Below are 13,449 nucleotides of genomic sequence, written 5' to 3' on the forward strand. Positions count from 1 at the left end.
GGACCGAACACACCATGCGTCACGTCATTTCCCTTCTGATCGAAAACGAATCCGGCGCGCTGTCGCGCGTCTCGGGCCTGTTCTCGGCGCGCGGCTACAACATCGAGTCGCTGACCGTGGCACCGACCGAAGACGCCTCGATGTCGCGCATGACCATCGTCACCACCGGCTCGGACGACATCATCGAGCAGATCACCAAGCAGTTGAACAAGCTGGTCGAGGTGGTCAAGGTCGTCGACATCTCCGAGGCGGCGCACATCGAACGCGAGCTGATGCTGGTCAAGGTCCGCGCCACCGGCAAGGACCGCGAGGAGATCAAGCGCACCGTCGACATCTTCCGCGCCCGCATCATCGACGTCACCGACGCCTCCTACGTCGTCGAGCTGACCGGCAACCAGGGCAAGCTCGACGCCTTCCTCGGCGCCATCGAGCCCGCCCTGATCCTCGAAACCGTGCGCTCGGGCGTGTGCGGCATCGGCCGCGGCGACCGCGTGCTCAAGCTCTGACCCACCCCACACCGCAAACGAAAGGACGAACATGAAGGTTTATTACGACAAGGACGCCGACCTCTCCCTCATCAAGGGCAAGAAGGTCACCATCGTCGGCTACGGCTCGCAGGGCCACGCCCACGCCCAGAACCTGTCCGACTCGGGCGTCAAGGTCACCGTCGGCCTGCGCAAGGGCGGCGCCTCGTGGTCCAAGGCCGAAGGTGCCGGCCTGCAGGTCAAGGAAGTGGCGCAAGCCGTCGCCGATGCCGACGTCGTCATGATCCTGCTGCCGGACGAGAACATCCCCGAGGTCCTACAAGAACGACGTCGAGCCCAACATCAAGCAAGGCGCCGCGCTCGCCTTCGCCCACGGCTTCAACGTGCACTACAACCAGGTCGTGCCGCGTGCAGACCTCGACGTGATCATGGTCGCGCCGAAGGGCCCCGGCCACACCGTGCGCTCCGAATACCTGCGCGGCGGCGGCGTGCCCTCGCTGATCGCGGTGTACCAGGACCGCTCCGGCAAGGCCCGCGACATCGCCCTGTCCTACGCTGCTGCCAACGGCGGCACCAAGGGCGGCGTGATCGAGACCGACTTCAAGGAAGAGACCGAGACCGACCTGTTCGGCGAACAGGCCGTGCTGTGCGGCGGCGCCGTCGAGCTGGTGAAGATGGGCTTCGAAACCCTGACCGAAGCCGGCTACGCACCCGAGATGGCCTACTTCGAGTGCCTGCACGAGCTGAAGCTGATCGTCGACCTGATGTACGAAGGCGGCATCGCCACGATGAACTACTCGATCTCGAACAACGCCGAGTACGGCGAGTACGTGACCGGCCCGGAAGTCATCAACGAGCAGTCGCGCGCTGCCATGCGCAACGCCCTGAAGCGCATCCAGACCGGTGAATACGCCAAGATGTTCATCCAGGAAGGCCGTACCAACTATCCGAGCATGACCGCTCGCCGCCGCCTGAACGCCGAGCACCCGATCGAGAAGGTCGGCGCCCAACTGCGCGACATGATGCCCTGGATCAAGGCCAAGGCCCTGGTCGACAAGTCGAAGAACTGATCTTCGCGCGCCCTTGCGGCGCACAAAGGCCGGAACCGCATCATGCGGCTCCGGCCTTTTTCTTTTCAGCCTGCTTCCGCGAACGCCGCGGGCTCGGCCTCCCGCCGCAACAGTTCCCGCTTGCGCTCCACGCCCCAGCGGTAGCCCGACAGGTCGCCGTCGCGGCGCACCACGCGATGGCAGGGAATGGCGACGGCGATGTGGTTGGCGCCGCAGGCCGCACCGACCGCCCGGGCCGCACGCGGCGCGCCGATGCGCTCGGCGATCTCGGCATAAGTGGTCGTGCTGCCGGCCGGGATCGTGCGCAGGGCCTGCCACACCCGCTCCTGGAAAGCCGTGCCGCGCACGTCCAGCGGCAGGTTCAGGCCGATGGCGGGCGTCTCGACGAAGCCGACGACCTGCGCCACCAGGCGTTCGAAATCGGCATCGCCACCGACCAGCTCGGCCCTGGGAAAGCGGTCCTGCAGGTCGCGCACCAGGGCATCGGGGTCGTCGCTCAGCAAGATGGCGCAGATGCCGCGCCGGCTTTGCGCGACCAGGATGGCACCCAGCGTGCATTGACCGACGGCGAAGCGGATCTCGGTTCCGCTGCCGCCGGCCTGGTAGTCCCGCGCGCGCATGCCGAGGCGCTGGTTCGAAGTCTCGTAGAAGCGGCTGCTGGTATTGAAGCCGGCACCGTAGATCGCATCCGTCACCGAGGCGGCCGGCTCGCCCAGTTCCTCGCGCAGCCGGGCGGCCCGCCGGGCGGAGGCATAGGCTTTGGGCGTCAGCCCCGTCTCGGCCTTGAAAATGCGGTGGAAATGCCAGGGGCTCATGCCGGCCTCGGCGGCCAGCGCATCGAGTCCGGGCGGTGGCTCGCTTTCCTCGATCCGGCGGCAGGCCTGCGCCACCAGCGCAGCGCGCTCGGCCGCGGCGGTCGTCCGGTCGCCATGCGCGCGGCGGCTGGGGCGGTAGCCGGCAGCCTCGGCGGCTTCGGCCGAATCGAAGAATTCGACGTTCTCGCGCCGCGGCAGCCGGGCCGCGGAGCTCGGCCGGCAATACACGCCCGTGGTACGCACGGCATAGACGAAATGGCCGTCGGCTTTCGGGTCACGCGCCTGCACCGCCTGCCAGCGTGAGGCTTCGCTTGCATAAGGCGACGATGTGTGGGGATTCGCACCCATGGCTTTGTCCTCCGAAGCTTGATCATGGCGCCAGCTTAGGCCGCGCCCCGGCTGAGGGCACTCCGAATCTTGCGGTCGAATTTCCATCCGCCACCGGCTGCGCCATTCATGCAAGGATGCCGGTAAAACCCGCCGCCTCGGCCTGGAAACGCTCCACCAGCCAGTCCGCGGTCGCCGCGACCCGCGCCTGCGAGCGCGCATCCGAGTGGATCAGCATCCACAGCTCCCGGCTCAGCACCGGCCGGGCACCGGTCAGACGAACCAGGCCGGGCACGGCATCGGCGAGGAAGCACGGCAGCACGCCGTGGCCCACGCCGTCGGCCACCGCGCGCGCCAGCCCCGCAGGCTGTTCGAGCGCAGGCGGATGCGGCCGCTGCCGAGCATGGATTGCAGGTAGCGCATTTCCGGCGTGTGCGCGAGATCCTCGTTGTAAGCCACCCAGTCTCCGGTCCGCACCGGCAGGTCGCCCCGCGCCGCGCCATAGACGGCGAAGCCGACGTCGACCAGCTTGCGGATCAGGAAGTCGCCACTGGCCGGGCGCGCCAGCCGGATCGCGATGTCGGCCTCGCGCCGGGCGACGTTGAGGTTGTCGTTGCTGGCGATGACATCGACGCACAGCTCGGCATGGCGGGTGCACAGGTCACGCAGTTGCGGCACCAGCCATTCACCGACGATGGCAGCCACCGCGGTGATGCGCACCACGCCGCCCACCTTGCCCGCGCCGGCCTCGGCGACGCGCACCACGCCGGCGATGTCCTCCTCGATGCGGCTCGCCCGTTCCAGCACGCGCAGGCCGACCGCCGTGGGCTGCCAGTGGCCGTCGCCACGCTCGAACAGGCTTGCGCCCAGCGCCATTTCCAGCGCCTTCAGGCGGCGGGCGACGGTGGTCTGGTCGACGCCGAGCCGGCGCGCCGCGGCCGCCAGCGTGCCCTCGCGGCCCAGCATCACGGCAAAGCGCAGATCATCCCAGTTCATCACCGCCTCCATCCCTTTTCCAGCTTCCCCGATCCACGCTTGCTCAGCCGATCCGGCTCGTCTCACATACCTCGGCATTTCCTGGCAGCGATGCCTTCATGCCCTGCAAATTTGCATGAATTTCCGGCATAAATGCCTATTCACGCAGGCAGCGGCAAAGTATAGCCTCCCATCACCGTCGCATCTGCAGCGCAGGCAACGCGCCGCCCCGCTGCCCGACAAGCGACATCACCAGGAGACAAGACATGAGCACCGCATCCACCACCCTGCGTCAGTTGACCGGCCAGCCCGACACCCCCGCCCCCCTGTCCGAATCGGCGCTGATCATCGTCGACGCCCAGAACACCTACCGCGAAGGCATCATGCAGCTGACCGGCGTCGAGCCGGCGCTGGACCAGTGCGCGACGCTGCTGGCCCGCGCACGGGCGCTGAAGATTCCGGTGCTGCACATCCAGCACGACGCCGGCCCCGGCACTCCCTACGACGTGCGTGCCGAAATCGGCGCCATCGCCGACAAGGTCGCCCCCGCAGACGGCGAAGCGGTGGTGGTCAAGAACTACCCGAACTCCTTCATCGGCACCGACCTGGACCAGCGCCTCAAGGCCGCCGGCGTCAAGAACGTCGTGGTGACCGGCTTCATGACCCACATGTGCATCAACTCCACCGCCCGCGGCGCCTTCAACCTGGGCTACGCCGTGACGGTGCCGGCCGCCGCCACCGCGACCCGCCCGCTGGCCGGGCCGGACGGCTCGGTGGTCAGCGCCGAAAGCCTGCAGGCGGCTGCGCTGGCGGCGCTGGGCGACCTGTTCGCGGTGGTGGTGCCGAACGAAGCGGCCATTGTCGACTGAGGCCGACTGAAGCCCCTGCCGCCGACGCCGGTTTCCCCACCGCTGGCGGCAGGGCTAAACTGCCTTCCTGCAACCGGCTGCGGCTTTCCGCACGCAGCCGGTTTTCACGCCCAAGGAGGTTTTCTTCATGCCCATGTTCGTCGACACCTCGCCGCCCGGCCAGTGCATCTTCTGCCGCCTGGCCGCAGGCGAGATCCCTGCGGCCCGCGTCTTCGAGGACGAACTCACCATCGCCTTCATGGACATCGGCCAGGTCAACCCCGGCCACGTCCTGGTGGCCACCAGGCGCCACGCCGCCACGCTGTTCGACATCACGGCGGACGAAGCCGAAGCAGTGGCACGGACGGTGAAGCGTGTCGCCCATGCGGTGCGCGACACCTTCGACCCGCCCGGCCTGACCCTGCTGCAGGCCAACGGCCGCGAAGGCGACCAGACGGTGTTCCATTTCCACATGCACGTGGTGCCGCGCCACGGCGACGACGGCATCGCGCTGTCATGGCCGCGCAAGGATCCGCCGGCCGACGTGCTGCAGGGCTACGCTGCGCAACTGCGCGACACGCTCGCCAGGGGCTGATCGGCCCAGCCGGCGGCGATTCGGCGCAGCACGGGCGGCGGACTGCTAGAATCAAGTTCCTGCCGAACCATAGTGTCCACCATGGACGACCCCGACCGCATGCCCCTGATCACGCCCGACAAGCGCCGCCGCGGCATCTACATCCTGCCGAACCTGTTCACCACCGCCGCCTTGTTCGCCGGCTTCTACGCGATCGTGCAGGCGATGGACCAGCGCTTCGAAATCGCGGCGGTCGCGATCTTCGTCGCCATGGTGCTCGACGGCCTCGACGGGCGCATCGCCCGCCTGACCCACACCCAGAGCGAGTTCGGCGCCGAATACGATTCGCTGGCCGACATGGTGTCCTTCGGCGCGGCGCCGGCCCTGGTGATGTACGAATGGGCGCTGCGCGACCTCGGCAAGCTCGGTTGGGTCGCGGCCTTCATCTACTGCGCCGGCGCAGCCCTGCGGCTGGCGCGCTTCAACACCAACATCAGCGTCGTCGACAAGCGCTACTTCCAGGGCCTGCCCAGCCCCGCCGCCGCGGCGCTGACCGCCGGCCTGGTGTGGGTCGGCATCGACAACGGCTTCACCGGCGACGAACTGAGCGGCTACGCCTGCGTGCTGACGATCTTCGCCGGCGTGTCGATGGTCAGCAACGTGCTGTTCTGGAGCGGCAAGAGCATCAACCTGCGCAAGAGCGTGCCCTTCATCGTCCTGATCGCCTTCGTGCTGGTCTTCGCGCTGATTTCCAGCTATCCGCCGGGCATCCTGTTCGGCCTGTTCCTGGCCTATGCAGCATCCGGCTACGTGATGTGGCTGCTGCGCTGGAAGCGGCGCAAGGACAAGCGCGCCGGCGCGATCACCCCAGCCGCAGCAGAACCCCAGGCCGACGGCACGGAATCTCCCGCCGCGACCGATGACGACGCCTCCCCGAGGAGCTGAACATGAAAGACCAACTGATCATTTTCGACACCACCCTGCGCGACGGCGAGCAAAGCCCGGGCGCGTCGATGACGCGCGAGGAAAAGCTGCGCATCGCCCGCCTGCTCGAACGCATGCGGGTCGACGTCATCGAGGCCGGCTTCGCCGCCGCCTCCAACGGCGATTTCGAGTCGGTGCGCTCGATCGCCGAAGCGGTCAAGGAATCCACCGTCTGTTCGCTGGCGCGAGCGAACGAGAACGACATCCGCCGCTCCGCCGAAGCCATCGCCCCCGCCGCCCGCGGCCGCATCCATACCTTCATCGCCACCAGCCCGATCCACATGGAGAAGAAGCTGCGCATGACGCCCGACCAGGTCGTCGAGCAGGCGGTGAAGTCGGTCGCGCTGGCGCGTCAATTCACCGACGACGTCGAGTTCTCGGCCGAAGATGCCGGCCGCTCCGAAATCGACTTCCTGGTGCGCATCTTCGACGCCGTGATCCAGGCCGGCGCGAAGACCATCAACGTGCCCGACACCGTCGGCTACAACGTGCCTGAGCAGTACGCCGGCACCATCCGCACGCTGATCGAGCGCGTACCCAACTCCGACAAGGTGATCTGGTCGGTGCACTGTCACAACGACCTCGGCATGGCGGTGGCGAATTCGCTCGCCGCCGTGCACGCCGGCGCGCGCCAGGTCGAATGCACCATCAACGGCCTGGGCGAGCGTGCCGGCAACGCCTCGCTGGAAGAAATCGTCATGGCGGTGCGCACCCGCGGCGACGTCTTCCCGGTCGAGACCCGCATCGACACCACCCAGATCGTGCCGGCGTCCAAGCTGGTGTCGCAGGTCACCGGCTACCCGGTGCAGCCGAACAAGGCCATCGTCGGTGCCAACGCCTTCGCTCACGAGTCCGGCATCCACCAGGACGGCGTGCTGAAGCACCGCGAAACCTACGAGATCATGCGCGCCGAGGACGTCGGCTGGGGCGCCAACAAGCTGGTGCTGGGCAAGCATTCCGGCCGCAACGCCTTCCGCGCACGACTGCAGGAGCTGGGCATCGAGATCGCCGGCGAGGAGCACCTGAACCACGCTTTCTCGCGTTTCAAGGAACTGGCCGACAAGAAGCACGAGATCTTCGACGAAGACCTGCACGCGCTGATGCGCGACGAAGCGATCACGCCCGAGACCGAGCATTACCGCCTGGTATCGAGCCGCTTCCACTCCGAAACCGGCGAGACGCCGCTGGCCGAGCTGACGCTGGTCATCGGCAACACCGAGCACCGCACCCAGTCCGAAGGCTCGGGACCGGTCGATGCCGCCTTCAAGGCCATCGAGGGTGTTGCCAACAGCGGCAGCCAGCTACTGCTGTATTCGGTCAATGCCATCACCACCGGCACCGATGCCCAGGGCGAAGTCACCGTGCGCCTGGCCAAGGAAGGCCGCGTGATGGACGGCCAGGGCGCCGACACCGACATCATCGTCGCCTCGGCCAAGGCCTATCTGAATGCGCTGAACAAGCTGCAGACCACTGCCCCGCGGCTGAACCCGCAGGTTTGAGCCGCGGTTGACGAGCTTCCTCGAAACGGAGGGCTTCGCTTTCGACCCGGCCACACAGCCCGGCACGCAGGATGGACCGGGCTGTGTAGCCGGAGCCTGGGCGAAACCATCATTCCGGCTGCCGGGCCTCGCTATTCGTCGGACTTCTGCCGCGACGGCGCAGTGTTGCGCGCGTAGTACATCGTGCTGAGGAACAGCAGCACCGACAGCGCGATCTCCACCCCTGCCAGGGTTCCGCTCAGACCCGGATCACTGGCGCGCAGCACCCCTTCGGTGAAGTAAAGCAGCGACAGCATCGACACCCATTGATGGGTGTAGCGCTTGCCGCGCAGGATGCCGAACACCGCCGGCAGCAGCGGCAGCGCCTTCAGCATCATCCACGAGCCGCCGGGGCGCAGCGGCGCAAGCCAGCCCTCCCACAGCACGCACAGCGCAATCAGCGCCAGCAGGCTGATGCTTGCGGCGAGGTTCAGCAGGCGCGGACTCATCGCTCACCCGCCAGCCGCAGCGTCACTTCGGCCAGGCGGCGCCCCTGGGCGCGTGCCAGTTCGATCTCGTCGGCCGTCAGCAGCGGCAGGCCGTCCATGCCGGCGACGTGGGTCGCGCCATAGGGCGAGCCGCCGCTGCGCGTGGTGTTGAGCCGCGTTTCGGAATAGGGAATGCCGAGCAGCATCATGCCATGGTGCAGCAGCGGCACCATCATCGTCAGCAGCGTGCTCTCCTGCCCGCCATGCTGGCTGGCGGACGACGAGAACACGCAGGCAGGCTTGCCGATCAGCGCGCCATTGGCCCACTCGCCCGCCAGTCCGTCGAGGAAATACTTCATCGGCGCCGCCATGTTGCCGAAGCGGGTCGGGCTGCCCAGCGCCAGGCCGGCGCATTCGACCAGGTCGCGCGGCTCGACGTAGGCCGGGCCGTCGGCGGGTATCTCGTCCTCCACCGCCTCGCACACGGTCGACACCCGCGGCACGGTCCGTACCCGCACCACGGCGCCCGGCACCTGATGGATGCCGATGGCGATCTGCTCGGCCAGCGCGCGGACTGAACCGCGATGGCTGTAGTAAAGGACGAGTATTTCCTGCATGGGCTGCGCGCGAGAACCGGGAGGCGCGGATCATATCATCGGGACGGCCCGGGCCGGACCGCGTAGGCCGGACTGCGCCGACACGACGTGATGCGGGTTTGCGCACCCCGGCCTGCGCGGTGCGGCCTATGCGGCCCAGCCCGCCATCAGATCGGATAGGGGTCGATCTCGTAGCGGAACAGTTCGACGCTGGCAGTCTGCATGTCCAGTCCCAGCGCACGCCCCTGCGCCACATACACGCGTGCGCCTTCGCGGACGAAGACGAAACGGCGCGAAGCATAGGTTCCTGCTGGTGCGAGGAAAGCCGGATGACGGCGCATCGGCTCCATGGCCGGCAGCGCCAGCGCAGGCACCACCCCCCGCAGCGTGGTCCCGCGGAAAGCCACCTGCACCGCGTGATAGGACGGCGCCAGCACCTGCAGCCCCAGTTCGATCCGGCCGGACGCTTCGCTGCGCACCCAGCGCACGACGCAGACCGCCCAGGCTTCGTCCGCCTGGCGCCTGACTCCGAGCACGATGCCGGCGACGATTTCCGCCGGCCGGCCGGCATCCGCCTCGGTTTCCGTGATGCTCATGATCGCGTAGCCGCCCGGGCTTTCGTTGAGCACCTGCCAGTCCAGCACCCGCCCGCCCTCGCTGCGCCCCCGCCCGAGTTCCCACAGCCCGCGCAGACCCAGGCAGACCTGGATCGCATAATGCTGAGGCCGCCGGGGCAGCACCCGCAGCGGAGAACTCACCCAGCGTTCGCGCAGAGTGCGCAACAGCGCGAGCAGCTCGACCGGCGTCAGGCCCGGCGGCAGCTCCTCGTCCCCTGCATCCAGCAGCTCCACTTCGAGCGTATCGCCGGTGTTCTCCGCGGCAGCGATCACCGTTTCCAGGTGCTCGACATGCTCGCCGAGCACGCGCGCGAGCGGTACGAGGCTGAAATGGCGCACATCGCTTCCCGCAGGAGCCAGCCTGCGCGCCACCGATACCGGCGCCGCATCCGCCCCCAGTTCGATCCACCAGGCACCGACGAGCGGCTCGCCTTCGGCCAGCAACTGCAGCTCGGGCAGGCTGCTGCCGAGGAAATCGGCAATCCAGGCCAGTTGGCGGGCAGTCAGGCTCTCGGGCGATGCGGCGGCCATCGCCGCCATGGTGAAATAGGACGCATCGCCTTCGAGTTCGGCTGCCATGCGGTTGGCGAGCTTCCACAAACCAGGCGGTGCATTGGCTGCGGACATCGCCGCCAGGACGAAAGCTTCGCTGCACAGCCCCAGCGCCACGCGCCGATCGTTTTCCCAGGCATGCAGATCCGGCGCAGCCGTGGACCGCAGGCTTTCCAGCCTCCGTGCCATTTCCGCCAGGGTGGAGGAAATGTCGATCGATGCGCGATGCAGGACGGGCGGCAAAGGCAGGCTGGCTTCCTGCAACTGCGCACGAATGCGGCTGCTGATGTCCAGCCCCCGCGCCGCGCCGCCCTCCAGGCAGCAGCGCAGCAGCTCATCCGCCAGCCCGCTGCTGCACAGCAGTTTCTCGAGACGGGTACGCAAGCCCTTCAGGTCGTCGACGACCTCGTCGGCGGGTTCGGATTCCAGCCAGTGCAGGAAATCGGCCGCTTCATCGTCGTTAACAGCGGAAAGTGGAGCCTGAATCATGGACAGACAGCATTGCAAATGTTCATTTATCGCATTTTAGTCATATTTGAGAATGCACGACTTTTCTTCTCTCGAGCAGTGCAAAACGTGTCGGAGCAGGCATCGTTCCGCAACTGCTCGCCGCCATGCCTTCGCTCGTTCGGCAGAACACGCGCAGCTTGATCCCCGCGGCGTTTTGCACTAGAATCCGCCGTTTTTCGCATCCACCGATCAGGAAAATCAGATGGTCGTCATTCGCCTTGCCCGTGGTGGCGCCAAAAAGCGCCCGTTCTTCAACATCGTCGCCGCCGATTCCCGCAATCGCCGTGACGGCCGCTTCATCGAGCGCGTCGGCTACTACAACCCGGTTGCCTCCGGCGCCGCGCAGAGCCTGGTGATCAACGCCGAGCGTCTGGCCTACTGGCAGCAGAACGGCGCCCAGCTGTCGCCGACCGTTGCCCGCCTGGCCAAGCAGGCCGCCAAGGCCGCTGCCTGAGCAGCGACGATCCCGGCCACGGCCTGAAAAGGCGGACAGGCAGATGATCGTACTGGGGCGCATTGTCGCCCCTTTTGGCGTTCAGGGCTGGGTCAAGATCCATCCCTTCGGCGATGACCCGGTCGAATGGCGCAAGATGCCGCAATGGTGGCTCTGCGCCGAGGACGGCGCTCCCGCCGAACGCTGGACGCCCTACACGCTGAAGGCCTGCAGGGCGCACGGCAAAGGCCTGGTTGCGGCCTTCGGCGAAGTGCCGGACCGCAACGCGGCGGAAGCCATCGATGGCTGGTACATCGGCGCGCCGCGCGAAGCGCTGCCCAAGCCGGCCGAGGACGAATACTACTGGGGCGACCTCGTCGGCCTCGAAGTCTTCAACGAAGCCGGCACACGGCTGGGCGTGGTCGATGGTCTGCTGTCCACCGGCGCCCATGACGTACTGCAGGTGAAGGACGATGGCCAGGACGGCGGCGAGCGGCTGATTCCCTTCGTCGCCGCCTACGTGCTGGACGTCGATCTCGCCACGCGGCGCATCCGCGTCGCCTGGGGCGAGGACTGGTAGGCGTGAGCGACCACGCCGCAACCGGGAGCAGTCAGGAAGAGGCAGAAGTGGGGATTGCAGGCGGCCTGCGCCGCTACGACCTCATCACCCTCTTCCCCGAGATGTTCGTCGCCCTGACGGGCAGCGGCATCACCCGCCGGGCGAAGGATCGCGGGCTGTACGCACTGGGTTTCCACAACCCGCGCGACTTCACCCACGACCCGCACCGCACGGTGGATGACCGCCCCTACGGCGGCGGGCCGGGCATGGTGATGCTGGCCGAACCGCTGCTGCAGTCGATCGCGGCAGCACGCGCGGCGCAGCAGGCGGAGATCGGCGCGTCCGGTCCGGTGCTCTACCTGTCGCCGCAAGGCCGCCGGCTGGATCAGGCGGCAGTGATGGAACTGGCGGCACAGCCGGGCTTGATCCTGCTGTGCGGCCGCTACGAAGGCATCGACCAGCGCGTCATCGAACGCGCGGTCGACATGGAAGTGTCGCTCGGCGACTTCGTGCTGTCGGGCGGCGAACTGCCGGCGATGGTGTTGCTCGACGCGATCGTGCGGCAACTGCCCGGCGCGTTGAACACCGCCGATTCGGCGCAGGAGGATTCCTTCGCCGATGGCCTGCTCGACTGCCCGCATTACACGCGGCCGGAAGTGCTGGGCGAAGCAACGGAGAACGAAGACCGGGTGCCCGAGGTGCTGCTGTCGGGCAACCATGCAGCAATCCGCCGCTGGCGGCTGAAGCAGTCCCTGGGCCGTACCGCGCTGCGGCGGCCGGATCTGCTGGCCGGGCGGCAACTGAGCAAGACCGAATTGAAACTGCTTGAGGAATTCAGGCAGGAGCAAGCCGGGGCGGAAGACGGCAGCATCGTCTGAAAGCCCGACCATAAACGGCACGCATCAGGTGGCGACCTGCTCTGCGGCCAGGCCGATGCAAAGACAGAGGCCGACAACATTGATGGAGTATCCGCAATGAACCTGATTCAGCAACTCGAACAGGAAGAAATCGCCCGCCTGACCCAGGGCAAGGCCATCCCGGAATTCGCCCCCGGCGACACCGTGATCGTCCAGGTCAAGGTCAAGGAAGGCAACCGCGAACGTCTGCAGGCGTACGAAGGCGTGGTGATCGCGAAGCGCAATCGCGGCCTGAACTCCGCTTTCATCGTCCGCAAGATTTCCTCGGGCGAAGGCGTGGAGCGTACGTTCCAGACCTACTCGCCGCTGGTGGCCGGTATCGAGGTGAAGCGCCGCGGTGACGTCCGCCGCGCCAAGCTGTACTACCTGCGCCAGCGTTCGGGCAAGTCCGCACGCATCAAGGAAAAGCTGGACTACAAGGCCGCCGCTGCCAAGAAGGCTGCTCTGCAACAACAGCAAGAGCAAAAGCAGCAAGGCTGATCGCCCTCGCGGTGACGCACGGAAAACGGCCCTTCGGGGCCGTTTTTCAGTTTACGGCCGGCTCAGAACCATGTCGCGACTCCCGCCGCATACCTCAGCGCCGCTCGGCCCCTGCCGAACGCCTCTGTCCCCCTGCGGCAGGGTGTTCGAGTTCAGGCTACGCGTATTCCGGAAACTCCTGACGGGTTAGCCGCCGAAGCCGAGCAGCCGGTTCTGCCTTGACACTTAATCAATAATGATTATCATTACTGGATTTGTAACAAGCTATCAAGACTGACTTGAGTACGACTCCCATGACACTCAACACCATCCTGGGCCTCGGCTTGTTTGCAGCCGTTCTTGCTGCTCCTGCCGTACAGGCGGCGAATCCGGTGCCGCCACTGGGAAACGGGTCTAGCGCCTTCCCCATCATCATCAGGGACGTCGAAGTCATCAACGAACTGAACATCCTGTTCATCGACATGGTTCTGGACGGGAGCGCCTATGGCATGGACGGCGAAGTCACCGTACGCATGCTGAAGCTCGCCAACGGCCAATACCTTCTCTCGCCCCAGTGGATGTCGCCGGAAGCACGAGAACTCAACGCAAGGATGTGCGCAAGCCAGGGCATCCACCACCTGACGACGAGCGGGCCATCATCATGCTCGAAGAGACGGTGTTTGTAGCGCGATGCGAAGGCAGACCCGGTATCAAGTCAGCCCGGCCGGACGATCAGACAGAGACACGGCACGACCAGCCGGC

Annotated in this window: 16 protein-coding genes and 1 pseudogene; 11 read left to right on the plus strand and 6 right to left on the minus strand. The window is 66.9% G+C overall.

What is annotated here, in order from left to right; genetic code table 11:
* Window positions 1–14: 14 nt before the first annotated feature.
* Together ilvN and ilvC are read left to right on the plus strand one after the other, a co-directional pair.
* Window positions 15–506: an acetolactate synthase small subunit gene (gene ilvN, locus AAFL97_RS14965; protein ID WP_263459759.1), complete on the plus strand. Its 492-nt coding sequence runs from the start codon at window positions 15–17 to the stop codon at window positions 504–506.
* A 31-nt stretch (window positions 507–537) separates the two neighbouring features.
* Window positions 538–1,555 (plus strand): annotated as a pseudogene (gene ilvC / locus AAFL97_RS14970) (ketol-acid reductoisomerase).
* Between the two features lie 65 nt (window positions 1,556–1,620).
* On the opposite strand, the gene ada reads toward ilvC, so the two are convergent.
* From ada to AAFL97_RS14985, 3 genes are all read right to left on the minus strand, one after another.
* On the minus strand, window positions 1,621–2,718 hold the full coding sequence (gene ada / locus AAFL97_RS14975; RefSeq protein WP_341645602.1) for a bifunctional DNA-binding transcriptional regulator/O6-methylguanine-DNA methyltransferase Ada: 1,098 nt from the start codon (window positions 2,716–2,718) through the stop codon (window positions 1,621–1,623).
* Between the two features lie 106 nt (window positions 2,719–2,824).
* Window positions 2,825–3,043, minus strand: coding sequence for a hypothetical protein (locus AAFL97_RS14980; protein ID WP_341645603.1), 219 nt, complete (start codon window positions 3,041–3,043; stop codon window positions 2,825–2,827).
* A complete protein-coding gene (locus AAFL97_RS14985) occupies window positions 2,971–3,693 on the minus strand; it encodes a LysR family transcriptional regulator (RefSeq protein ID WP_341645604.1) in 723 nt (240 codons plus the stop codon). The genes AAFL97_RS14980 and AAFL97_RS14985 overlap by 73 nt, the downstream gene beginning before the upstream one ends.
* A gap of 245 nt (window positions 3,694–3,938) precedes the next feature.
* Between AAFL97_RS14985 and AAFL97_RS14990 the strand changes: the two genes are divergently transcribed.
* The 4 genes from AAFL97_RS14990 to AAFL97_RS15005 all read left to right on the plus strand — a co-directional run bounded on the left by AAFL97_RS14990 (window position 3,939) and on the right by AAFL97_RS15005 (window position 7,577).
* A complete protein-coding gene (locus AAFL97_RS14990; RefSeq protein ID WP_341645605.1) occupies window positions 3,939–4,541 on the plus strand; it encodes a cysteine hydrolase family protein in 603 nt (200 codons plus the stop codon).
* A gap of 127 nt (window positions 4,542–4,668) precedes the next feature.
* Window positions 4,669–5,115 (plus strand): HIT family protein, encoded by a 447-nt coding sequence (locus AAFL97_RS14995; RefSeq protein WP_341645606.1) that lies wholly within the window; start codon window positions 4,669–4,671, stop codon window positions 5,113–5,115.
* Between the two features lie 81 nt (window positions 5,116–5,196).
* The gene (gene pssA / locus AAFL97_RS15000; protein WP_341645607.1) at window positions 5,197–6,039 is read left to right on the plus strand and encodes a CDP-diacylglycerol--serine O-phosphatidyltransferase; all 843 of its coding nucleotides are present in this window, start codon (window positions 5,197–5,199) and stop codon (window positions 6,037–6,039) included.
* Between the two features lie 2 nt (window positions 6,040–6,041).
* On the plus strand, window positions 6,042–7,577 hold the full coding sequence (locus AAFL97_RS15005) for a 2-isopropylmalate synthase (protein WP_341645608.1): 1,536 nt from the start codon (window positions 6,042–6,044) through the stop codon (window positions 7,575–7,577).
* 131 nt (window positions 7,578–7,708) lie between these two features.
* On the opposite strand, the gene AAFL97_RS15010 is transcribed toward AAFL97_RS15005, so the two are convergent.
* The 3 genes from AAFL97_RS15010 to AAFL97_RS15020 all read right to left on the minus strand — a co-directional run bounded on the left by AAFL97_RS15010 (window position 7,709) and on the right by AAFL97_RS15020 (window position 10,298).
* Window positions 7,709–8,065, minus strand: a complete 357-nt coding sequence (locus AAFL97_RS15010; protein WP_341645609.1) for a DUF2069 domain-containing protein — start codon at window positions 8,063–8,065, stop codon at window positions 7,709–7,711.
* Complete coding sequence (gene wrbA, locus AAFL97_RS15015) at window positions 8,062–8,661, minus strand: NAD(P)H:quinone oxidoreductase (RefSeq protein ID WP_341645610.1); 600 nt, start codon at window positions 8,659–8,661, stop codon at window positions 8,062–8,064. The genes AAFL97_RS15010 and wrbA overlap by 4 nt, the downstream gene beginning before the upstream one ends.
* 146 nt (window positions 8,662–8,807) lie before the next feature.
* The gene (locus tag AAFL97_RS15020; RefSeq protein ID WP_341645611.1) at window positions 8,808–10,298 is read right to left on the minus strand and encodes a hypothetical protein; all 1,491 of its coding nucleotides are present in this window, start codon (window positions 10,296–10,298) and stop codon (window positions 8,808–8,810) included.
* 223 nt (window positions 10,299–10,521) lie between these two features.
* Between AAFL97_RS15020 and rpsP the strand changes: the two genes are divergently transcribed.
* The 5 genes from rpsP to AAFL97_RS15045 all read left to right on the plus strand — a co-directional run bounded on the left by rpsP (window position 10,522) and on the right by AAFL97_RS15045 (window position 13,373).
* Window positions 10,522–10,773 (plus strand): 30S ribosomal protein S16, encoded by a 252-nt coding sequence (gene rpsP, locus AAFL97_RS15025; RefSeq protein ID WP_263459744.1) that lies wholly within the window; start codon window positions 10,522–10,524, stop codon window positions 10,771–10,773.
* Window positions 10,774–10,816: 43 nt separating this feature from the next.
* Entirely contained in the window at window positions 10,817–11,332 is a 516-nt protein-coding gene (rimM, locus tag AAFL97_RS15030) for a ribosome maturation factor RimM (RefSeq protein WP_341645612.1), read from the plus strand.
* Window positions 11,333–11,379: 47 nt separating this feature from the next.
* Complete coding sequence (gene trmD / locus AAFL97_RS15035) at window positions 11,380–12,189, plus strand: tRNA (guanosine(37)-N1)-methyltransferase TrmD (RefSeq protein ID WP_341647177.1); 810 nt, start codon at window positions 11,380–11,382, stop codon at window positions 12,187–12,189.
* A gap of 96 nt (window positions 12,190–12,285) precedes the next feature.
* A complete protein-coding gene (rplS, locus tag AAFL97_RS15040; RefSeq protein ID WP_068634992.1) occupies window positions 12,286–12,708 on the plus strand; it encodes a 50S ribosomal protein L19 in 423 nt (140 codons plus the stop codon).
* Window positions 12,709–13,001: 293 nt separating this feature from the next.
* Window positions 13,002–13,373 carry a hypothetical protein gene (locus tag AAFL97_RS15045; protein ID WP_341645613.1) on the plus strand — a complete coding sequence of 124 codons (372 nt, stop codon included), beginning with the start codon at window positions 13,002–13,004 and terminating at the stop codon, window positions 13,371–13,373.
* The last annotated feature ends 76 nt before the right edge of the window (window positions 13,374–13,449 follow it).

The organism is Thauera sp. SDU_THAU2, assembly GCF_038260575.1.
In the GTDB taxonomy this organism is placed as follows: Bacteria; Pseudomonadota; Gammaproteobacteria; order Burkholderiales; family Rhodocyclaceae; genus Thauera.